The sequence below is a fragment of the Donghicola sp. genome (assembly GCF_025210255.1).
Taxonomy (GTDB): domain Bacteria; phylum Pseudomonadota; class Alphaproteobacteria; order Rhodobacterales; family Rhodobacteraceae; genus Donghicola; species Donghicola eburneus.
In genome coordinates, this window is the sequence record NZ_JAOARZ010000011.1 from 119,558 (window position 1) to 139,336 (window position 19,779).

Annotated in this window: 20 protein-coding genes; 10 read left to right on the plus strand and 10 right to left on the minus strand. The window is 59.1% G+C overall.

The window, feature by feature from the left end; translation table 11 throughout:
- Nucleotides 1–5: 5 nt before the first annotated feature.
- The 3 genes from N4A58_RS03150 to hpt all read right to left on the minus strand — a co-directional run bounded on the left by N4A58_RS03150 (nt 6) and on the right by hpt (nt 1,234).
- On the minus strand, nt 6–458 hold the full coding sequence (locus tag N4A58_RS03150; protein WP_293707759.1) for a cytochrome c: 453 nt from the start codon (nt 456–458) through the stop codon (nt 6–8).
- 84 nt (nt 459–542) lie between these two features.
- Complete coding sequence (locus N4A58_RS03155) at nt 543–728, minus strand: hypothetical protein (RefSeq protein ID WP_293707761.1); 186 nt, start codon at nt 726–728, stop codon at nt 543–545.
- Complete coding sequence (gene hpt, locus N4A58_RS03160; protein WP_072706705.1) at nt 725–1,234, minus strand: hypoxanthine phosphoribosyltransferase; 510 nt, start codon at nt 1,232–1,234, stop codon at nt 725–727. Before hpt ends, N4A58_RS03155 begins: the two co-directional genes overlap by 4 nt.
- Before the next feature lie 100 nt (nt 1,235–1,334).
- On the opposite strand from hpt, the gene N4A58_RS03165 reads away from it, so the two are divergent.
- Nucleotides 1,335–1,802, plus strand: coding sequence for a type II toxin-antitoxin system RatA family toxin (locus N4A58_RS03165; protein WP_072706501.1), 468 nt, complete (start codon nt 1,335–1,337; stop codon nt 1,800–1,802).
- Here N4A58_RS03165 and N4A58_RS03170 read toward each other — a convergent pair.
- From N4A58_RS03170 to N4A58_RS03180, 3 genes are read right to left on the minus strand one after another with little or no spacing between them, the layout of a single operon-like run.
- Nucleotides 1,769–2,236 (minus strand): CinA family protein, encoded by a 468-nt coding sequence (locus N4A58_RS03170; protein ID WP_293707763.1) that lies wholly within the window; start codon nt 2,234–2,236, stop codon nt 1,769–1,771. The genes N4A58_RS03165 and N4A58_RS03170 overlap by 34 nt on opposite strands.
- Nucleotides 2,233–2,724 (minus strand): phosphatidylglycerophosphatase A, encoded by a 492-nt coding sequence (locus N4A58_RS03175; RefSeq protein ID WP_293707765.1) that lies wholly within the window; start codon nt 2,722–2,724, stop codon nt 2,233–2,235. Before N4A58_RS03175 ends, N4A58_RS03170 begins: the two co-directional genes overlap by 4 nt.
- Nucleotides 2,721–3,848, minus strand: coding sequence for a bifunctional 2-C-methyl-D-erythritol 4-phosphate cytidylyltransferase/2-C-methyl-D-erythritol 2,4-cyclodiphosphate synthase (locus tag N4A58_RS03180; RefSeq protein ID WP_293707767.1), 1,128 nt, complete (start codon nt 3,846–3,848; stop codon nt 2,721–2,723). Before N4A58_RS03180 ends, N4A58_RS03175 begins: the two co-directional genes overlap by 4 nt.
- Before the next feature lie 179 nt (nt 3,849–4,027).
- Between N4A58_RS03180 and dusB the strand changes: the two genes are divergently transcribed.
- The 9 genes from dusB to hflX all read left to right on the plus strand — a co-directional run bounded on the left by dusB (nt 4,028) and on the right by hflX (nt 15,850).
- Nucleotides 4,028–5,011, plus strand: a complete 984-nt coding sequence (gene dusB, locus N4A58_RS03185; RefSeq protein WP_293707769.1) for a tRNA dihydrouridine synthase DusB — start codon at nt 4,028–4,030, stop codon at nt 5,009–5,011.
- Nucleotides 5,008–6,108 carry an ATP-binding protein gene (locus N4A58_RS03190; RefSeq protein WP_293707771.1) on the plus strand — a complete coding sequence of 367 codons (1,101 nt, stop codon included), beginning with the start codon at nt 5,008–5,010 and terminating at the stop codon, nt 6,106–6,108. Before dusB ends, N4A58_RS03190 begins: the two co-directional genes overlap by 4 nt.
- A 12-nt stretch (nt 6,109–6,120) precedes the next feature.
- Nucleotides 6,121–7,485, plus strand: a complete 1,365-nt coding sequence (locus N4A58_RS03195; RefSeq protein WP_293707773.1) for a response regulator — start codon at nt 6,121–6,123, stop codon at nt 7,483–7,485.
- Between the two features lie 99 nt (nt 7,486–7,584).
- The gene (locus N4A58_RS03200; protein ID WP_293707775.1) at nt 7,585–9,846 is read left to right on the plus strand and encodes a PAS domain-containing sensor histidine kinase; all 2,262 of its coding nucleotides are present in this window, start codon (nt 7,585–7,587) and stop codon (nt 9,844–9,846) included.
- 1 nt (nt 9,847) lies between these two features.
- Nucleotides 9,848–11,242 (plus strand): sigma-54 dependent transcriptional regulator, encoded by a 1,395-nt coding sequence (locus N4A58_RS03205; RefSeq protein ID WP_072706493.1) that lies wholly within the window; start codon nt 9,848–9,850, stop codon nt 11,240–11,242.
- A 70-nt stretch (nt 11,243–11,312) separates the two neighbouring features.
- Nucleotides 11,313–12,689 (plus strand): Trk system potassium transporter TrkA, encoded by a 1,377-nt coding sequence (gene trkA / locus N4A58_RS03210; protein WP_072706492.1) that lies wholly within the window; start codon nt 11,313–11,315, stop codon nt 12,687–12,689.
- A 4-nt stretch (nt 12,690–12,693) separates the two neighbouring features.
- Nucleotides 12,694–14,211: a TrkH family potassium uptake protein gene (locus N4A58_RS03215; RefSeq protein ID WP_293707778.1), complete on the plus strand. Its 1,518-nt coding sequence runs from the start codon at nt 12,694–12,696 to the stop codon at nt 14,209–14,211.
- Nucleotides 14,212–14,339: 128 nt separating this feature from the next.
- Nucleotides 14,340–14,579, plus strand: a complete 240-nt coding sequence (gene hfq / locus N4A58_RS03220; protein ID WP_072706490.1) for an RNA chaperone Hfq — start codon at nt 14,340–14,342, stop codon at nt 14,577–14,579.
- Between the two features lie 17 nt (nt 14,580–14,596).
- Nucleotides 14,597–15,850 carry a GTPase HflX gene (gene hflX, locus N4A58_RS03225; RefSeq protein WP_293707915.1) on the plus strand — a complete coding sequence of 418 codons (1,254 nt, stop codon included), beginning with the start codon at nt 14,597–14,599 and terminating at the stop codon, nt 15,848–15,850.
- Nucleotides 15,851–15,877: 27 nt separating this feature from the next.
- Here hflX and N4A58_RS03230 read toward each other — a convergent pair whose 3' ends face one another.
- From N4A58_RS03230 to N4A58_RS03245, 4 genes are all read right to left on the minus strand, one after another.
- On the minus strand, nt 15,878–16,717 hold the full coding sequence (locus N4A58_RS03230; RefSeq protein WP_293707782.1) for an NAD(P)-dependent oxidoreductase: 840 nt from the start codon (nt 16,715–16,717) through the stop codon (nt 15,878–15,880).
- The gene (locus N4A58_RS03235) at nt 16,714–17,550 is read right to left on the minus strand and encodes a glycosyltransferase (protein ID WP_293707784.1); all 837 of its coding nucleotides are present in this window, start codon (nt 17,548–17,550) and stop codon (nt 16,714–16,716) included. The genes N4A58_RS03230 and N4A58_RS03235 overlap by 4 nt, the downstream gene beginning before the upstream one ends.
- 2 nt (nt 17,551–17,552) lie before the next feature.
- Nucleotides 17,553–18,773, minus strand: a complete 1,221-nt coding sequence (locus N4A58_RS03240) for an NAD-dependent epimerase/dehydratase family protein (RefSeq protein ID WP_072706486.1) — start codon at nt 18,771–18,773, stop codon at nt 17,553–17,555.
- A gap of 181 nt (nt 18,774–18,954) precedes the next feature.
- A complete protein-coding gene (locus N4A58_RS03245) occupies nt 18,955–19,515 on the minus strand; it encodes a DUF882 domain-containing protein (protein ID WP_293707787.1) in 561 nt (186 codons plus the stop codon).
- Nucleotides 19,516–19,779: the final 264 nt, after the last annotated feature.

Below are 19,779 nucleotides of genomic sequence, written 5' to 3' on the forward strand. Positions count from 1 at the left end.
GGTCTTTACTGCGGTGCGCGGTAGGTCTCGTGGCAGGATTTGCAGGCCCCGCCCAATGCGCCCATCGCAGGCCCCATTGCGTCGGTGCCAGTGGCGGCAGCGGTCTGCATTTGCGCCGCAGCCTCGCCAAAGGCGGCCCACTTCGCGGCAAAATCATCGGGGTTTTCCCAAATGGCGGGCAGAGCACGGGTGCCATCGACGCTCATCTCGTCGGACCCTTCGGCAAAGAGCGTGGGCTGGTGCACCATGGATATCCCCACCAGACTGTCCGCTGCGGCTTGCGCGGCGGTCGCGTCATAGTCTGTGGCGCCTTTGACCATGTCCCCCAGAACCCCGAGGTTCAAGGCCATGATCCGGAATTGGCCTTGGCGTGCCTTGAGCTGGGCCGACATGTCCTGCGCGGCGGCAGGCAAGGCGAGGGTCGCGGTGAGTGCAATCGTGGTCAGTAAAGTCTTCATGAAAATCTCCTCTTCTGACCAGAATGCTAGCACAGAGGAGCGGCAATCCGGCCCGCGAACTCTGTGATGTTTTTCACAGTCGCGTTAGAATTTTGGCGCGCCGCCCTGCAGGTTTCCGTTGGTGGTGAGCCATTCGGGCCAGCCGAAAAAAAATTCGATTCCGACAATGATCAAGCACAGGGCAATGATGCCAAGCACCAGTTTGACCCGTTGGGGCGACGGAGGGTTCCGCGCCCATTTCGACATGCGGACCAGCCAGATCAGGTTCATTCGGGGAACCTGACTTTGCCGATATACCCAAGGTTCCGGTTCCGCTGCGCGTAGTCGATCCCGTAGCCGACCACGAATTCGTCGGGGATTTCAAAGCCGATATAGTCCGCCTTGAAATCCACCTCACGTCGCGACGGCTTGTCCAAAAGGGCTATTGTTTTCAGTCGCTTGGGTTTGCGCGATTTCAGCAGAGAGATAACATGGGACAGGGTGTAGCCCGTATCCACAATATCCTCGACCACCAGCACATCGCGCCCTTCGATCTGGCCGCGCAGGTCCTTGAGGATTCGCACTTCCCGCGAGCTGACCATCTCGTTGCCATAAGAGCTGACCTCCATGAAATCGACCTCGACCGGCAGGTCCAGCTCTCGGGCTAGGTCCGCAATAAACACGAAACTGCCGCGCAACAGACCGATAACCACGACCTGTTCGGTGTCTGCGTATTCCTGTGAAATTTCCTTGGCCAGCTCTTCGATCCGGGCGGCAATCGCCTTGGCCGAGATCATTTCATCGATGACATATGGACGCGACACGGGAGATCCCCCTTGAAGTTTCGGGCGTATACTACGAAATGCTGCACCACTGTCACGAATAATCCTTGGTGCTATGCCGACCCATTCTGAAAACCGCTTTATGCCGTACACCGCCCAACAGATGTATGATCTGGTGGCGGATGTGAACAGCTATCCCAAGTTCCTGCCGTGGTGTGCCGCTGCCCGTGTGCGCAAGACCACCGAACAGGGCGAGGCGACCGTCATGGACGCCGATCTGGTGATCAGCTTCAAGGTGTTCCGCGAACGGTTCGGCAGCCGCGTGACCCTGTGGCCGAACGACAAGAAGATCGACACCGAATATCTGGATGGTCCCTTCAAGTACATGAAGTCCAACTGGTCGTTCACAGATGTCGAAGGGGGCTGCGAAGTGGCGTTCTTTGTGGATTTCGAATTCAAGAACGCCATGCTTCAGCGGATCATCGGCCTCGTGTTCAACGAAGCGATGCAGCGGATTGTCCGCGCGTTTCTAGAACGCGCAAACACCCTTTATGGCGCAGACAGCAAGAGCGCGAGCGCGTGATCCCGCGCCGCGGCACGAACCATGTCGCGGCCCAAGGCACCGAACTCAATCGTCTCGGTATGGAGATATCCAGCCTCGGTCGCGATGCCAAAGCAGACGCGGCCTTCGGGCTTATGATCTGACCCGCCAGGACCAGCAATTCCGGTGATGCTGACAGCGACCTGCGCAGCGGAATTAGCCAAGGCGCCGCTCGCCATTTCGCGCGCGACCTCCTCGGACACAGCGCCCACAGCCTCTAGCGTTGTGGCTTTCACACCCAGCATCTGCTGTTTCGCCAGATTGGTGTAGGTGACAAAGCCACGCTCGACCACAGCGCTAGACCCAGCGATGTCGGTCAGGGCGGCGCTGACCATGCCGCCCGTGCAGCTTTCGGCGGTGGCGATCATGCGCCCCTCCGCCTTGTAGCGGTCCAGAATTTCGACGGCCAAGCTCATACGCCAAGTAACCCGTGGCTGATCCCTGCGCCGATCATAACACAGATCGCTGCGATGATCCCTGCGAAAACATCGTCCAGCATCACGCCAAGCGCGTCGCCGCGGCGGTCTGCCCAACCCACAGGCCCGGGCTTCCAGATGTCAAACAGGCGGAAGCCGACAAAAGCCACAACCCAGCCCGGCCAAAGGGCCAGCATATCCGCGCCCGCATGGGTCGCGCCAAGCGATACGGGCAGCAGGGCAATCCACTGACCCGCGACTTCGTCGATGACGATCTCGCTGGGATCGTGGTTGTCGCTGCCCTTGGTCGCCGCAGAAGTCGCCCACCAGCCGATGATGAACACGGCCACAGTGGCAATGGCGAACCCGTAAAAACCAACGGTTTCATGCAGCACATAACCGACGGGCAGGGCGGCCAGAGACCCCCATGTGCCCGGTGCCTTGGGCAGGTTTCCAACGCCAAAGAAGGTTGCGATAAACTTGCTCATAGCTTCACCAATGTTGCTGTTGCGATCGAGGCGATACCCTCTTCACGGCCTGTGAAACCCAGACGCTCGCTGGTGGTCGCCTTGACCGAGATGCGGTCTTTGGCGATGCCCATGATCGCCGACAGGGCCTCCATCATGGCATCCGCGTGGGGGCCGACCTTGGGGCGCTCGCAGATCAGGGTGCAATCGACGTTGCTGATGGTGAAGCCTTTGGATGTCGCCAGATCCACTGCGTGCTTGAGGAAAATCTCTGACGCGGCCCCCTTCCACTGCGGGTCAGACGGGGGGAAGTGGCGGCCGATGTCGCCCTCGGCCAAAGCGCCATAGATCGCGTCGGTGATGGCGTGCATGCCCACATCCGCGTCCGAATGACCCTTGAGCGCCTTGGTGTGCGGCACATTCACGCCGCAGAGGATAACGTGATCGCCCTCTTCAAACGCGTGCACGTCGTAGCCATTGCCTAGTCTGATATCCATACCTGTCTCCAACAGTCGCGCCGCGCGGGCAAAGTCCTGCGGGTGCGTAATCTTGAAATTGTCTTCGGACCCTGCGGTGATCGCGACGGTCATGCCCGCGGCACGGGCGACCTCCACGTCATCGGCGGCGTCCTGTCCGTGGGCGCGATGGGCGTTCAGGATCGCATCGTAGTGAAACCCTTGGGGTGTCTGAGCGCGATATAGCCCGTCTCGGGGCTGCGTTCCGTTCACATTCCCGTCTGCGCCGATCCATAGGGCATCGACAACGGGCAGGGCGGGCGCAGCCCCCTGATGAGTGTCGAGCGCCGCGATCACATCGTCGATCACTTGATCGGTCAGCCCGGGACGCGCGATGTCGTGGATCAGCACCTTGGTCACGCCCTTGCCCGCCAGAGCCTCTAGCCCGTTCACCACCGAATCCCGACGGCTGGCGCCACCCGTGACGCAGCTCCATCCCAAGGCTTCGGCCCGCGCCAGATCATCTGGGTGCACGACCACGACCACATGCGCCACATCGGGGTGCGCCGTCAGCGTCGCGACACTGTATTCGCCCACCAGACGCGTGCCCAAAGACCGCCATTGCTTGGGAATATCGCCGCCTGCGCGGGTGCCGCGGCCTGCGGCGACAATGACTGCTGCTGTGGTCATAGCCCTCGTCCTGTAATTCCCGCCCTGCTTAGGCTGTCCAAACAGCGCTGGCAATCCACCCCTCGGTTGTGATTAAAAAATGTGCGTTCGCTCAATTGCGGGCGCTAAATCAGCATCGTGCCGTTGAAAGAAAGGCGCATGCTGGGTAACACATTACCAATTGCACAAGGATTAATCATTTGTCCATTCGCGTGGCAAACCTCTCGATCGAGCCCCCAGTTCTCTTGGCCCCGTTAGCGGGGATCACCGATTTGCCCTTCCGCAATCTGGTGTCGCGCTTTGGTGCCGGACTGGTGGTCAGTGAAATGGTCGCCAGCCAAGAGATGATCCAGTCCAAACCCGGTGTGCGGGCCAAGGCTGAATTAGGGCTTGGTGTGGACAGGACCAGTGTGCAGATTGCGGGCAAGGACGCCTACTGGATGGCCGAGGCTGCGAAGCGCGTGGCGGGTGATGGTGCGCGTGTCATCGACATCAATATGGGGTGCCCCGCCAAGAAGGTGACCAACGGCTATTCCGGCTCGGCTTTGATGCGGGATCTGGATCATGCACTGACCTTGATCGATGCTGTGGTGGCCGCCGTGGATGTGCCGGTGACGCTGAAGTGTCGCCTTGGTTGGGATGATGACTGCCTGAACGCACCGGAATTGGCGCAGCGCGCCGAAGCAGCGGGCGTGCAGATGATGACCATTCATGGCCGCACGCGCTGTCAGTTTTACAAAGGGTCTGCCGATTGGGCTGCGATTGCCAACGTCAAACAGGCGGTCAGCATTCCGGTCATAGCAAATGGCGATATTGTGGATGCGGACACGGCCCGCAAGGCGCTGGATCAGTCCGGTGCGGACGGGGTGATGATTGGACGCGGGGCACAGGGGCGCCCTTGGGTGCTGGCAGAAATTGCACATGAGCTTTTTGGAACCCCCGCACCGGACATCCCCGAGGGGCAGGCTCTCGTGGATATGGTCGCCGGACATTATGACGAAATGCTTTCTTTTTATGGCGGCGAGCTTGGCCTCAAGGTCGCACGCAAACATCTGGGTTGGTATATGGACAACGCACAAACGAACGCCGCAACACGGCGTCGCATCCTGACGGCAAAAGAGCCGTCCGCTGTTTTCGAGCATCTGGAAGAGGCGCTGCTGAACCCGTTGGGAGAGGCTGCATGACCCTCGATACCCTGTGGAATTCATTGCCAGTTCCCGGCTTGTTGGTCGATGAAGAGAGCAAGATTTGTGACATGAATCCTGCGGCTGAGGGGTTCCTGAACCACTCGACCCGTTCGATGATCGGCTATCCGGTATTCGACGTTTTGGCCGTGGACGCGCCGATCGAAGAAGCGTTTGGCCGCGCCCGCAAAGATAACTCGGTCCTGATCGTCAATGATGTGGATATCGGGACGGGCGACCGAGCGCCGTTGCAGTGCACATTGCAAATCGCGCCGCTGATCGGATCGCCGGGCAAGTTCCTGTTTCTGCTGTCGACTCGCGAGTTTGCGGGCCGGATCACCCAAGGGCAAACCGTTAAGTCTGCGGCGAAATCCGCAATTGGCATGGCGCAAATGCTGGCGCACGAGATTAAGAACCCGCTCGCAGGGATCGCAGGCGCAGCGCAGCTCTTGTCTATGAGCCTGCCCAAGCAGGACCTAGAACTGACCGATTTGATCGTTGGCGAAACCCGCCGGATCGCGGCGCTCTTGGATCAGGTCGAACAGTTCGGCAACCAGCGCCCGCCCAAGCTGGCGGCGGTGAATTTGCACGACATTCTGGACCGTGCGCGCCGTTCGGCCATCCTAGGCTTTGGCGCGAACATGACCTTTGTCGAGGATTTCGACCCCTCGCTGCCCGAGGCATGGGTGGATGCGGACCAGCTGCTTCAGGTGATCCTGAACTTGCTGAAAAACGCTTCGCAAGCTGCGGGCAATGGGGGCGGCACGATCAAGATGCGCACCTACTACGAATACTCGCTGCGTCTGCGTCGCAAGGATGGGGGCGGCAAGGCGCTGCCCCTGCAGATCGAGATTCAGGATGACGGTCCCGGCCTGCCGCCGGAAATCGCCGATGATGTGTTCGATCCTTTCGTCTCGGGTCGGGAGAACGGGACTGGACTGGGGCTCGCCTTGGTCAGCAAGATTATCTCGGAACATGACGGCTGGATTTCGGTGGACTCGGTCCCCGGCAAGACAACTTTTCGCATTTCGCTGCCCCAGGTGCCCCGTGCTGTGCGCCAAGAGATGAAGGCAGCCCAAGAACAGAATTCGCAGTAAGGAGAACGGGTTATGGACGGAACTGTATTGGTCGCAGATGATGATCGCACCATTCGCACGGTGTTGACCCAAGCCCTGACCCGCGCTGGCTGCAAAGTCCACGCGACCAGCTCGCTCACCACGCTGATGCGTTGGGTCAGCGAGGGCAAGGGCGACGTGGTGATCAGCGACGTGATGATGCCTGACGGCAATGGTCTGGAGATGCTGCCGAAGATCGGCGAAGAGCGTCCGAACCTGCCTGTCATTGTGATCTCGGCCCAGAATACCATCATGACCGCCATTCAGGCGGCTGAAGCCAAGGCCTATGATTACCTGCCCAAACCGTTCGATCTGCCTGATTTGATGAAGCGGACTGCGCGTGCATTGGAAAGCAGTGCCCGCAGTGCGCCCCGTGCGATCGAAGAGCCCGAGCGTCCAGACGAGTTGCCCCTCGTAGGCCGCACCCCCGCGATGCAAGCGCTGTATCGTCTGGTGGCACGTGTCATGAACACCGAGCTTCCTGTCCTGATTTCCGGTGAAAGTGGGTCTGGTAAGTCTCTGATCGCCAAGGCTATTCACGACTTCAGTGACCGCCGGACGCTGCCGTTCGTGACCGTGAATTCCAACGACCTGGAGACACTGGAGGGCCCGGCGCAGGCACTGGCCAAGGCGCGTGGCGGCTCGCTCTTGTTCGACGAGGTCGGTGATCTGAGCGCCGAGGCGCAGGCCCGTGTGGTTCGGATGCTCGATAGCCTGACCGACAACGCGCCACGGATAATGGCGACCAGCCAGACCGATCTGACCAATCGCATGGAAGCCGGTGAATTCCGTCAAGATCTGTTCTACCGCCTTGGCGGTGTGACGATCCAAGTGCCTGCTTTGCGGGAGCGCGTGGACGATATTCCGCTGCTCGCAGCGCACTTCCTGTCCAAATCCGAGCAAGACGGCGCCCCCGCGCGACAGCTCTCGGAAGAGGCGGAGAAGATGGTGCGCGCCTACAGCTGGCCCGGCAACGTGCGCCAGCTGGAAAACGCGATGAAGCGTCTGGTGGTGACCTCTCGCGAGCCGAGCATCACCCAGACCGAGGTGGAATCCGTGCTTGGCAACCAGCCCAGCATCGAACCCATGGTCAGCGGCGCGCCCCAAGAAAAGCTCTCGGCCGCCGTGGCCCGCCACCTGCGCCGTTACTTTGACCTACACGGTGGCGTCTTGCCGCCCCCCGGCCTGTATCAGCGGATCCTGCACGAGATTGAGCTGCCTTTGATAGAGATTGCGCTGGATGCGACGGGTGGCAATCAGGCCAAATGCGCGGATTTGTTGGGGATCAACCGGAATACGTTGCGGAAAAAAATCACCGATCTCGATATTCAGGTGACACGGCGCCGCAAGTTGATGTAATTACGCAACAGTAGGCTGGCATTTCGGGATCAGTTCTGGTGTATTGCGGCCTATATTGCGTCGGTGGCCATCATGGCCCCCATCACTTGAGGTAGGTCCGTGGTAACAGGGGCACAGCGGCTTGGCCGCGCTCTGACTTGGGAACGCGTCAATCAGCTGCGTTTCCAGCGAAAGGTCCAGAATGTCGCCGCCCTTGGGTTGGTGATCCTGGGGCCGTTGTTGGCGCTTGCGACCTTCCTTGTGCTGGGTCCGCTGGATCAGGGCATGTCATCGACCCATTTGCGCGGCGTGCTCTTGGCAGACTTTGTCTATGTCCTGCTGGTGGCTGCATTGGTCTTGGGCCGCGTTGCGCAGATGATTGCAGCGCGCCGCGCGCGGTCCGCTGGGTCGCGATTGCACCTGCGTCTGACCGGCGTGTTCGTGATGCTGGCGCTGGTGCCGACCGTGTGCGTGGCCGTATTCGCGACGCTAACCGTGAATTTCGGTCTTGAAGGCTGGTTCTCTGATCGTGTTCAGCGCGTATTGGGCAGCTCGCTCGCGGCGGCGCAGGCGTATGAGCAAGAGCATCGTCAAGACTTGTCCGAGGATGCCCGCGCTCTGGCCAGCTTCTTGGAACTCAATCGCCGTGCCGCAGGCTATCTGACTGACGGGGATGTGCGCAAACTGTTGGCCGAAGGGCAAAGCCAAATCCAGCGCGGCCTTAGCGAGGCGTTCGTTGTGAACTCCGCGGGTGAGATCAAGGCGCGGGGGGAAAGCTCTTACCTCTTTAACTACGAGGCGCCTTCGACTGAACAGCTGGATGCGGCCCGTTTGAATGGGCTCGAGGTGATCGAAGACTGGGATCTGGATGAATTCCGCGCCCTCGTGAACCTGCCCGGATTTGTGGACCGGTTCTTGTATGTCAGTCGCCGCGTGGATGGCGATATTCTGCGGCTCTTGGATGACACGCAGCAGACCGTAAAGCTCTACCAGCAATTGGAAAATGATCGCGGCAAGCTCTTGTTCGAGTTCGGGCTGCTCTACTTGGGCTTTGCGCTGATCCTGATTTTGGCTGCGATCTGGCTTGGGTTGTATTTCGCCGAGCGTCTGGCGCGGCCGATTGGGCGATTGGCTGGCGCGGCGCAGCGTGTGGGTTCTGGCGATCTGAACATCCAAGTCCGCGAGGAAAAGGGCGATGACGAGATCGCCATGCTGGGGCGCTACTTTAACCAGATGACACGGCAGCTCAAGGTGCAGCGCGACACCTTGCTGGACAATACGGATCAGATCGAGCGTCGGCGCCGACTGTTTGACTCGATCCTGAGTTCCGTGACCTCTGCGGTGGTCGCGCTTGACCGCGAAGGGCAGATCACGCTTGCGAACCGCTCCGCCATGTCTCTGCTTGGGCTGGAGGGCGACGAAGAAGGCCAAGCGCTGAGCCTGATCGTCCCCGAATTCATCCCAGTGTTCGAACGCCTGAGCCATGATCCCAATGATGCGGCCCAAGAGCAGGTGCGCCTGACCCGTGATGGGCGGACAGAAACCCTGCTGGTGCGTATGTCGGCGCGGATGAACCACGAAGGCATGCTCGAAGGATACGTGCTGGCCTTTGACGATGTCAGCGATCTGGTCTCTGCGCAGCGTATGGCAGCATGGGGCGACGTGGCGCGCCGGATCGCCCATGAGATCAAAAACCCGCTGACGCCGATCCGGCTGTCCGCAGAACGCATTCGCCGAAAGTTCGTCAAGGTGGCGGGGGACGACGCCGAAAAGCTAGAGCAGCTCACCGATGTGATCGTCCGCCAGACCGAAGATCTGCGCCGGATTGTGGATGAATTCTCCAAGTTCGCACGGATGCCGCAGCCCCAACGCCGCCCCGTGGATCTGTCCAAAATCCTGCGCGATGCAGTTGTTTTGCAGGACATCGGCCAGACCGGTGTACGTTTTGACGCGCATATTCCGGAAGAGGAAGTCACCTCGCTTCTGGACGAAACCATGATTTCCCAAGCGCTGATAAATTTGATCAAGAACGCAGGGGAAGCTATTGAAAGTTTGCAGGAAAATGGTGTTCCAGATGGGTTTAAGCCCGAAATCAGGATCGCCATGACCCATGATGACACCCGCGCACGGATCACAATCTCGGACAACGGGATCGGACTACCCGAGGATCGCGCGCGCTTGTTTGAACCGTATGTGACCACCCGCGACAAAGGCACCGGCCTTGGTCTGCCGATTGTTAAAAAGATTATCGAAGAACATGGCGGTCTTCTGACCCTAGAGGACGCCGAACCTTTTGCCCCCGGGGCACATCGCGGCGCCCGCGCCGAGATTGTTCTGCCGCTGGACGAAGGTAAAACGCCAAAAAACGAGGCTTCTGAGTAAGATGAGCGACATTCTTATCGTTGACGACGAGCGCGACATCCGAGAGCTGATCGGAGACATTCTGGAAGACGAGGGATATGCCGTCCGTCTTGCGGGGTCTTCGGACGAATGTATGCAGCAGCTGAATGCCACGCCGCCAGCGCTGATGATCCTCGATATCTGGCTCAAGGACAGCCAGATGGATGGGATCGACATTCTGAAAGTCGTGAAGCGCGACAATCCTGGCATTCCGGTGGTGATCATCTCGGGGCATGGGAACATCGAGATTGCGGTCGCTGCGATCAAGCAGGGCGCTTACGACTTCATCGAAAAGCCGTTTAACATCGACCAGCTTTTGGTGGTGATCCGCCGCGCGATGGAAACAAGCCTCTTGCGCCGTGAAAACCAGAGCCTGAAGCGGGTGGACCAGAAGCCGCTGGTCATGCTGGGAGAGAGCGCCGTGTTCCGCGCGCTGATCGGGCAACTCGACAAAGTCACGCGCTCGAATGGACGGGTGATGCTGACGGGCCCCGCAGGAAGCGGCAAGGAAGTGGCGGCCCGTTATATTCACCAGCATTCGAACCGCGCAACGGCGCCGTTTGTGACCGTGAGTTGTGCCTCGATCCAGCCCGACCAAATGGAGACGGTTCTGTTTGGCCGCGAAAACGCAGAGCGCGGCGTCGAGAAGGGCATGCTGGAACAAGCGAACGGTGGCATCCTTTATCTGGACGAAGTTGCCGACATGCCGCTCGGCACCCAGTCTAAGATGCTGCGCGTGCTGGTGGATCAGACGTTTCAAAGGGTTGGCGGCACTGACAAGGTGCGCGTTGATCTGCGCGTGATTTCGTCAACGGGGCGCGATTTGAAAGACGAGATTGCACAAGGCAATTTCCGCGAAGAGCTGTACCACCGCCTGAACGTGGTACCCGTGGCAGTGCCCGCGCTGTCGGACCGCCGCGAGGATCTGCCGCTGCTGGTGGACCATTTCATTGACGAGTTGCACACGCAGCAGGGCCTGCCCAAGCGAACCCTGAGCGAAGAGGCGGCGGCTGTGCTGCAGTCTCATGTTTGGCCGGGCAACGTGCGTCAGTTGCGCAATCTGATTGAGCGCGTCTTGATCCTTGGGGACGGAGACGGTCCGATCACCGCTGCTGAAGTGTCTGGAACAGATACGCCATCAGACGCGGGCGGCGATCGCGTGGTTCTGTCCGGCGCTTTGGCTGCGCTGCCCCTGCGCGAGGCCCGCGAGGCGTTCGAGCGGGAATACCTGATGACGCAGATCAATCGCTTTGGCGGGAACATTAGCCGGACGGCACAGTTTGTTGGCATGGAGCGCAGCGCGCTGCATAGAAAACTGAAATCTCTGGGAATTGGTGCCAAAACAGGCAGCAAGTCCGACGGCAGCGAAGAAGAGTGATCGTGCCCCCGATTGACGGGGCACTGACAAACTGCCAAGGAAAAGGCCCAAGAGCAGGAGGCTTCCGGCGATGAAAGTGATCATCTGCGGTGCAGGTCAGGTCGGCTGGCAGATTGCCCGGCACCTGTCCGGCGAGTTGAACGATGTGACGGTCGTGGACAGCAACCCCGAATTGGTGCGCCGTGCGACGGACTCGTTGGATGTTCAGGGGATCGCGGGCTTTGCCAGCTATCCAGACGTGCTGGAACGGGCAGGGGCGCGAGACGCCGATATGATCATCGCGGCGACCTATTCCGACGAGGTGAACATGGTCACCTGTCAGGTCGCGCACTCGGTTTTCGACATTCCGCGCAAGATCGCGCGCCTTCGGGCCCAGAGTTATCTGACCGCTATTTATTCGGACCTGTATCGCCGCGAACACTTGCCGATTGACGTGGTGATCAGCCCCGAACGCGAGGTGGCCGCGGCCGCTTTGCAGCGACTGTCAGCCCCTGATGCCTTTGACACGGATGTGTTTTTTGACGGGCGTGGGCGTTTGCTTGGGATCGTAGCCGAAGAAGACTGCCCCGTTCTGAACACACCGCTGCGTCAGTTGACCGACCTGTTCTCGACCCTGCGGGCGACTGTAGTGGGCATCCGCCGCGAGGGGACCTTGTATGCCCCCGAGGCAGGCGACCAGATATTCGCGGGTGACCAGATTTACCTCTTTGCCTACGAAGAGGACGTGAATCGCTGCATGGAGATTTTCGGTAAGAACCCCCGCAAACAAGAGCGGGTGGTGCTGGTCGGTGGCGGGAACGTCGGTTTGGCGGTGGCCAAAGAATTGGAAAGCCAGAAAAACCGCGTGCGCCTGAAGGTGATCGAAAAGAACCGCAAGGTCGCCGAGAAGGCTGCCGATGCGCTGGAGCGGACGATCGTTCTGCACGGCGATGGTCTGGACGCCGAAATTCTGCAAGAAGCGAACATCCAGCGCGCTGACGCCGTCCTTTGCGTGACGGACGACGATAAAACGAACATGCTGGCCGCGACCCGCGCGAAGTCGTTGGGGTGCCCGATGTCGATTGCCTTGATCAACGACCCGACGCTGCTGCCCATGATTGAACCGCTGGGCATCGATGCCTTCATCAATCCGCGCGCCACAACGGTGAGTTCGATCCTGCGCCACATCCGCCATGGCCGTGTGCGCAATGTCTACTCCATTGGCGATGCCGAGGCTGAGGTGATCGAAGCGCAGGTCCTATCCACCAGCCCGATGTCCGGCACCGCGGTCGGGGACATCGACTTCCCCGAAGGTGTGCTGCTTGGCGGGATCATGCGCGATGACAAATTCATTCGGCCCCGTGGCAAAACAATCGTCGAAGAAGGCGATATCGTTGCCCTCTTTGCCCTGACCAAAGACGTCCCCGAAGTCGAGCGCCTGCTTCAGGTCTCGATCGATTACTTCTAGGCCGATGCTCAGCGCGCTCGCCAAACTGCCGCTTCTGTTGCACCTGTGCTTGATCGCAGGGGCGGCCATGCTGGTGCCTGCGGCCCATGCCTTGGTTATCGAAGAATTCCACGTGGCGCGCACCTTCTTTTACGCGGGCATTCTGGTGTTCGTGATCACCACCTTTATCGGGATCGCCATCTCTGGACGGACCAAGCATTACAGCCAGCGCGACCAACTGCTGACCCTTGTGGTGTCCTTTGTCTTCTTGCCCGTGATCATGGCGGTGCCATTCCAAGAGGCCACGCGCACCATCGGATTTCTGAGCGCGTATTTCGAGATGGTCTCAAGCTTTACGACGACCGGAGCGACCCTGTTTGACAAGGCAGGCAGCCTATCGCCAAGCCTGCATTTGTGGCGCTCGATTGTTGGGTGGATGGGCGGTCTGCTGATCTGGATTGTCGCGGCGGCGACCCTCGCGCCGATGAACTTGGGCGGGTTTGAAATCACCGGCGCGGGTACGGTGAGTGGCGATCAATCCGTGGTCCATCGCGGCATGGGGAAAAAGACCCAAGCTGGCCGGGTATGGCAAACCGCCGGTGTGTTGGCCCCGCTCTATGCCGCGCTCACGCTCGGTCTTTGGGTGCTGTTGCTTATCGCCGGGGACCGCCCCTTGGTCGCGCTGTGCCACGCGATGGGTGTGCTATCGACCTCTGGCATTTCACCGGTCGGAGGCACCGAGTACGCGTCGAGCGGTGTTGGCGGCGAGGTTGTGCTGTTCCTGTTCCTGATTCCCGCCTTGTCGCGCATGACCTTCTCGCGCGAGGTGCTGCTGAACCCAGAGCGCGTCTTGATCGACCCAGAATTCAAGGTCGGCATGCTGATTGTGGTGTGCGTTCCGTCGCTGCTTTTCCTGCGCCATTGGATTGGTGCGATCGAGGTGAACGAACAGGCCAACTGGGTCGCGGGCATCAATGCCTTCTGGGGCTCGATGTTTACTGTGATGTCGTTCCTGACGACAACTGGGTACGAGTCGATGCACTGGGAGGCCGCGCGCGGATGGTCTGGGCTGCCCGCGCCGGGTGTGGTGCTGATCGGGCTCGCGATTATCGGGGGCGGCGTGGCGACGACAACCGGCGGTGTGAAATTGCTGCGGGTCTACGCGCTCTATATGCATGGCCTACGCGAGATGGAAAAGCTGGTCCACCCGTCCTCGGTCCGCGCGATCGGCGGCCCGGGTCGGCGGATCCACCAGCAGGGTGCCTATCTGGCGTGGCTGTTTTTTATGATCTTCGCCCTGTCGATTGCGGCGATTATGGCGATGCTAACGGCTGTCGGCGTCACCTTCGAAGAGGCGATGGTGGTTGCGGTTGCGGCGCTTTCGACCACGGGTCCGCTGGCCCATGCAGCGGCCGAGACGTCTTTTAGCTATGCCGCTTTGGGACCTGGGGCCAAGCTGATCTTGTGTTTCGCGATGGTTCTTGGCCGGTTAGAGGCGCTTGCGCTTATCGCGGTCTTCAACCCAAATTTCTGGCGAAACTGACACATCTTTGCCGATTTTCGCCCACTCAATCAAAATTCGGACTGGAAACTCATAATTTCCGTCTCCATACTGCATGAGCAGCGCGGGGTTTCCCGAGCAGCATTGGCAAGAATAAAGGCAAAAATACAATGGCTTCCGATAAGCAAAACCTGCAGGACGCATTTTTAAACCACGTCCGGAAGACCAAGATCCCGGTCACGATTTTCCTGATCAACGGGGTTAAATTGCAGGGCGTAATTACTTGGTTCGACAATTTCTGTGTGCTTCTGCGCCGCGATGGCCAATCTCAGCTTGTGTACAAGCATGCGATTTCGACGATCATGCCGGCGCAACCGCTGAATCTCTATGACGGTGACGGCGACAATTGACCGAAACAAAAACCGAACTGACTCGCGCGTTAGTTCTGCATCCGGACATCCGTAGCGATAGTCAACGGCGCGACGCTGGTCCCGCCCTAGAAGAGGCAGTATCACTGGCCGCAGCCCTGCCGCATCTCGAGGTGGTGGGGTCATCTGTTGTGCGCTTGCCGCGCCCGCATCCCGGGATGTTGTTCGGCTCTGGCAAAATCCAAGAGCTGAAAGAGCAGATCCATGACATGGAAGCAGAGCTGGTGCTGATCGACGGCCCAGTGAGCCCGATCCAACAGCGCAACCTTGAAAAAGAGTGGAAATGCAAGGTCTTGGACCGGACAGGTCTGATCCTTGAAATCTTCTCTGACCGAGCTGCCACCCGCGAAGGTGTGCTGCAGGTCGAGATGGCGGCACTGTCTTATCAGCGGACGCGACTGGTGCGGGCTTGGACCCACCTTGAACGTCAGCGGGGCGGATTGGGCTTTGTCGGCGGTCCCGGCGAAACCCAGATCGAGGCTGACCGCCGCGCCATTGATGAACAACTGGTGCGCCTACGTCGCCAGTTGGAAAAGGTCGTAAAGACCCGCAACCTGCACCGCGCTGCACGGGCCAAGGTCCCATTTCCGATCGTGGCGCTGGTTGGCTACACAAATGCTGGCAAATCAACCCTGTTTAATCGCCTGACCGGCGCGGACGTTTTGGCCAAAGACATGCTCTTTGCGACGCTCGATCCGACCATGCGCGGGGTGAAGCTGCCGGACGGCCCAGAGGTCATTCTATCTGATACCGTGGGTTTCATCAGCGATCTGCCTACGGAACTTGTTGCGGCCTTCCGCGCCACCTTGGAAGAGGTGCTGAGCGCCAATTTGATCCTGCACGTGCGGGACATCAGCCACGCCGAAACCAAAGAGCAAGCCGCCGACGTGCGCGAGATTTTGGAAACCTTGGGCGTGAACGATTCGACGCCAATGATCGAGGTTTGGAACAAAATCGACCGCGTGGACGAGGAAAGCCGGATCGCGCTGGAAAATATGGCAGACCGGTCTGACGACGTAATGGTCCTGTCCGCGCTCGAAGGCACGGGGATGGATCAGCTATTGGAACTGGTCTCCGATCGGCTCGAAGGCGGACGCTGGGAAGAAACACTTTACCTGACCTTTGCCCAAGGCAAAGAGCGGGCTTGGCTGTTCCAGCGCGGGGTTGTTCTGGAGGAAACGCAAACAGACACCGGATACGATATTGATGTCCGGTGGAGCGCCAAAGACGCCAAACGGTTCCGAGAAATCTAGGAAAGCGCCCTGCGGGGCACTTTGTCGTTAAAGGCTCTGTAAAAAGGCCGTCAGCCGTTCGCGCCCGCCGGGGCGCCAACCAAGTTCCTTGAGGACGTCACATGTCATGACGTTCGGCGAGGACGCGGCAGCATTGGGCAGGGACCGATTGGCACTGCGCAAGGCCGCATACTCTGCCAGCAAATCGCGCCGATCCAGTAGGATGTCCGAGACATTTGCAATCTGTGGCGGCTTCGCAGCGCCTAGGATCAGGTTCACCGCATCGGCGAAATCCTCGCCATGGACCTCGGTGCCTTGGCGCGGGGGCAACTCTGCGCCTTGCTCGAATTCCTCGAAGAGTCCGCGCCATTTGTGCCAGCCTTGGGGATACGCTGCACCGTAAATCCCCGTCGCACGCAGGGTGGTTGGATGAAACCCAGCGTCAGCCAGCGCAAGAAGAGCGACCTCCGCCTCCCATTTGACCTGCCCATAGAGCGTGTCGGGCGCACAGGGGGTGTGTTCCGCAAGCGTCATACCATTGGGGTGCGTCCCATAGACGGCCCGAGACGACAGGAAAATCAGACGGTTGATGCCTTGGGCCTTGGCTGCCTTGAACAGGGTGATCGACCCGTCCACGTTCAGCATGCGGAAACCCTCGGGATCGTCCCCTTCGCCGCCACGGTATTTCCCGTGGACGTGACTGAAGGCACAGTGTACCACGGCATCAACGCCAGCCATGTCGGGCGCATCACCCAATTGGTACTCTACATGGTCATGAGAGGCACAAGGCTGGCGGCTCAGTGCCAATACATCGTGTCCCGCGCGCTTTAGGCCGTTCATCACAAAGTGACCAAGGTAGCCAGAAGCGCCGGTGACAGCTATTTTCATGCGGGGTTCTCCAAAACATCCAGATCAGGCGCCGCCTTGCCGTCCAGATACCGGTGCCACAGAGTGATGAGTGGCGCCAGTTCCGCGGCTTTGGGGTGCGGGTCCTGCCATGGCTTTTCATACTGGTAATGCAACACCTTGACCGAAGACCAGCGCCAGAGTTGCGGCATATTAAACCACACATATTGGAGCATGTTGTAAGTCACTGGTAAACCATGCCAATCGGGAAAGTAATGTTCCAGAAATGTCTGGTCTGTGCGGCGCCAAAAGACATCAGGTTGGTCGAGTTGGGTCAGCATAGAGTCGTAGGTTTGCAGCGATGGCCGCGCGGTAAAGACGCCGCTGTTCATGCGGTGAAAATCGCCGAGGCTTTCGTAGACATTCGGGGCCGCGCAGAATTGGGGATAGTCGAACAGCGTGTCGATGTTGCGCAAAACCAGCGTATCCGCGTCCAGAAAGACGACCGAACCGTAGTCAACCATCTGCCAGAGACGAAGTTTGGCAAAGTTGTCCAAAGGCGTATGAAAGCTGGGTTTTTCGCCCTTGGCAAACGGGGCCGCGCCATGCAGGTTTCGCCGCGCGTGCCGTTCGTTGAAAGCGTCGGACGTCGGTAACAGTGCGACTTGGATCAGCCGCGCTCCAAGCGCTTTGAGCGGTTTAAGGTCCTCGGGTGCGACCCCGCCGGTGTACATGACCACCAGATCGGCCTGCGTTCCGGTCCAAACCAGAGACTTCATCAAAGCCGTCGCGCCCATGGCGTAGTCAGCGTTCGTCACCAGTGTTACATACGCTGTTTGCGCGCGGGCAGGGCGCGAGGCCGTCAGTCCTTCCATTCTCAGCCGACCGACTTCAACGCTTTGCCTTCGGGATCGTGGTTTACCGTCGGGGCAATGTCCTTGGTCCATGCGGAAACCGCGGGCACGCGGCTGCGGTCGATCCTATGGGCGTACTTCTTGGCCACCTCAACGACTTCGGCCAACAGACCGTTTTCGAGGGTGGTCGGGTTCAAGCCCAGCGCGAGGAACTGCTCGTTCTTCACGATGAGATCATTCTCGGCAGCCTCTTTGCGTGGGTTTGGCAGGTTCATGACCTCGGCGCCGGTCAGCTTCGAGATCAGCGCGGCCAGATCGCGGACGCGGTGTGTCTCTGTCATTTGATTGAAAATTTTGACCCTGTCGCCGCGTTCGGGGGCGTCTGACAATGCCAGCTCGATGCAACGCACGGAGTCCTGAATGTGGATAAAGGCGCGGGTTTGCCCGCCCGTGCCATGGACGGTCAGCGGATATCCAATGGCCGCTTGGATTAGGAACCGGTTGAGAACCGTGCCGTAATCGCCGTCGTAGTCAAAGCGATTGATCAATTGCTCGTCGCGGCGCGTCTGTTCGGTGTGTGTGCCCCAGACGATGCCCTGATGCAGGTCGGTAATCCGCAGCCCGTCATTCTGCGCGTAGAACTGAAACAGGATCTGATCGAGCGACTTCGTCATGTGATAGACTGAGCCGGGCTTCGTCGGATACAGGATTTCCAGTTCCTTTTTCTCGCCCTCTAGGTTCTCGATCTCGACGTCCAGATACCCCTCGGGGATTGCGGCGCCGACACTCGAATAGCCGTACACACCCATGGTGCCAAGGTGAACGATATGTGGGTCTATTCCGGATTCTACAACTGCCGCCAATAGGTTATGGGTTGCGCTTACGTTATTGTTGACCGTGTAGACCTTGTGACGATCGGTTTTCATCGAATAGGGTGCGGCGCGCTGTTCGGCAAAGTGGATGATCGCGTCAGGCTTGTTTTCGACCAGCCAGGATTTCAGGCGCTCGTATTCTTTGGCCAGATCCAGAAGGTGGAAGCGCAGAGTCTTGCCTGTGACTTCTTTCCAAATCCGGCAGCGCTCTTGGATCGAGTCCATGGGTGTCAGCGACTGGACCCCGAGCTCTGTGTCGATCCAGCGGCGCGACAGGTTGTCGATGATGTGCACTTCGTGCCCCAAATCGGACAGATGCAGCACTGTGGGCCATCCTACGAAACCGTCTCCGCCTAGAACCGCGATTTTCATATGAACCTCATTTCGGACGTAATTATCAGATTTCAAATCATTATCTGAGGTAAGCCTAGCATTTGTGACGCAAAGACAAAGCTATTGTGACAGTGCAAAAGAGAGGGTCACAGAAAAATGAAAAAAGCCGCCTCAAAGGGCGGCTTCATCTCTTGGCAGAGTCTTGATTTGAGAGGCGCGATTAGCTGCCCCAGCTGCGCACTTGACCGCAATCCATGTGAACGAAGTTGGAGCGGCTGTATTTGCCAACACCGCCTGCATTACAGGCTGCCGCAGCTTTGGCCATCTGGCTGACCGAGCGCGAGGCAAGACGCAGGTCAGCAGCCTGACCGCGCATGTGCAGCGAATTTTTTGCCACGCCAGAGGAGCGCGACCGCAGCATGTTGTTGGTCTTCGGGCTGCGGTAGCCCGACAGCATCATGTAGGGCTCGCTCACGTCCATCAGACGGTGCGCCGCAGACATGATGTCTACTGTACGTGCATCGATGGTCTTGACCTGATTGGTCCGCCAATCGCGCATGAAATAGTTAATCTCGTCGAGGGCTTCGGGAATATACTCCCCATCGACCCAGTAGATCGTATTGATCTTCTCGCCAGTGCGGCCAGAATACATTTGAACACGACGTACGTCGCCCGACCCACGAAGGAAGCCGAAAGCGTTAGAGTAGGTAGGGGCGGCGGCCACAGCAGTCGCAGCGAAAGCCTGTAGCAACCCACGTCGAGTCACATTCGTGATCGTCATTATGCCTGTCCCATTCGTCTTGTTCCGCAGTTTCGCGGATTTTTGATCCATCCCCAGATGTGCGCACTTTATGACATATCTGCCGAAACACACCAAGGCTCGAATCCAATTGGTTCCATACTGATATCACCAATTGGCATTTTTCCGCTCAACACCCCCCGATTGTGACCCAAAGTATACAAAGCTTGGTTAATTCCATTCCCCAGTATTGATTGGTTCTTTTGTGAATGGACAAAGCCTGTCAGGACACGATGATTGATGTGA

Coding starts and splice junctions, on each gene's coding strand:
- N4A58_RS03150 (WP_293707759.1), bottom strand. CDS start 458: ATGAAGACTTTACTGACCACGATTGCACTCACCGCGACCCTCGCCTTG.
- N4A58_RS03155 (WP_293707761.1), bottom strand. CDS start 728: ATGAACCTGATCTGGCTGGTCCGCATGTCGAAATGGGCGCGGAACCCT.
- hpt (WP_072706705.1), bottom strand. CDS start 1,234: ATGATCTCGGCCAAGGCGATTGCCGCCCGGATCGAAGAGCTGGCCAAG.
- N4A58_RS03165 (WP_072706501.1), top strand. CDS start 1,335: ATGCCGACCCATTCTGAAAACCGCTTTATGCCGTACACCGCCCAACAG.
- N4A58_RS03170 (WP_293707763.1), bottom strand. CDS start 2,236: ATGAGCTTGGCCGTCGAAATTCTGGACCGCTACAAGGCGGAGGGGCGC.
- N4A58_RS03175 (WP_293707765.1), bottom strand. CDS start 2,724: ATGAGCAAGTTTATCGCAACCTTCTTTGGCGTTGGAAACCTGCCCAAG.
- N4A58_RS03180 (WP_293707767.1), bottom strand. CDS start 3,848: ATGACCACAGCAGCAGTCATTGTCGCCGCAGGCCGCGGCACCCGCGCA.
- N4A58_RS03190 (WP_293707771.1), top strand. CDS start 5,008: ATGACCCTCGATACCCTGTGGAATTCATTGCCAGTTCCCGGCTTGTTG.
- N4A58_RS03195 (WP_293707773.1), top strand. CDS start 6,121: ATGGACGGAACTGTATTGGTCGCAGATGATGATCGCACCATTCGCACG.
- N4A58_RS03205 (WP_072706493.1), top strand. CDS start 9,848: ATGAGCGACATTCTTATCGTTGACGACGAGCGCGACATCCGAGAGCTG.
- trkA (WP_072706492.1), top strand. CDS start 11,313: ATGAAAGTGATCATCTGCGGTGCAGGTCAGGTCGGCTGGCAGATTGCC.
- N4A58_RS03215 (WP_293707778.1), top strand. CDS start 12,694: ATGCTCAGCGCGCTCGCCAAACTGCCGCTTCTGTTGCACCTGTGCTTG.
- hfq (WP_072706490.1), top strand. CDS start 14,340: ATGGCTTCCGATAAGCAAAACCTGCAGGACGCATTTTTAAACCACGTC.
- N4A58_RS03230 (WP_293707782.1), bottom strand. CDS start 16,717: ATGAAAATAGCTGTCACCGGCGCTTCTGGCTACCTTGGTCACTTTGTG.
- N4A58_RS03235 (WP_293707784.1), bottom strand. CDS start 17,550: ATGGAAGGACTGACGGCCTCGCGCCCTGCCCGCGCGCAAACAGCGTAT.
- N4A58_RS03240 (WP_072706486.1), bottom strand. CDS start 18,773: ATGAAAATCGCGGTTCTAGGCGGAGACGGTTTCGTAGGATGGCCCACA.
- N4A58_RS03245 (WP_293707787.1), bottom strand. CDS start 19,515: ATGACGATCACGAATGTGACTCGACGTGGGTTGCTACAGGCTTTCGCT.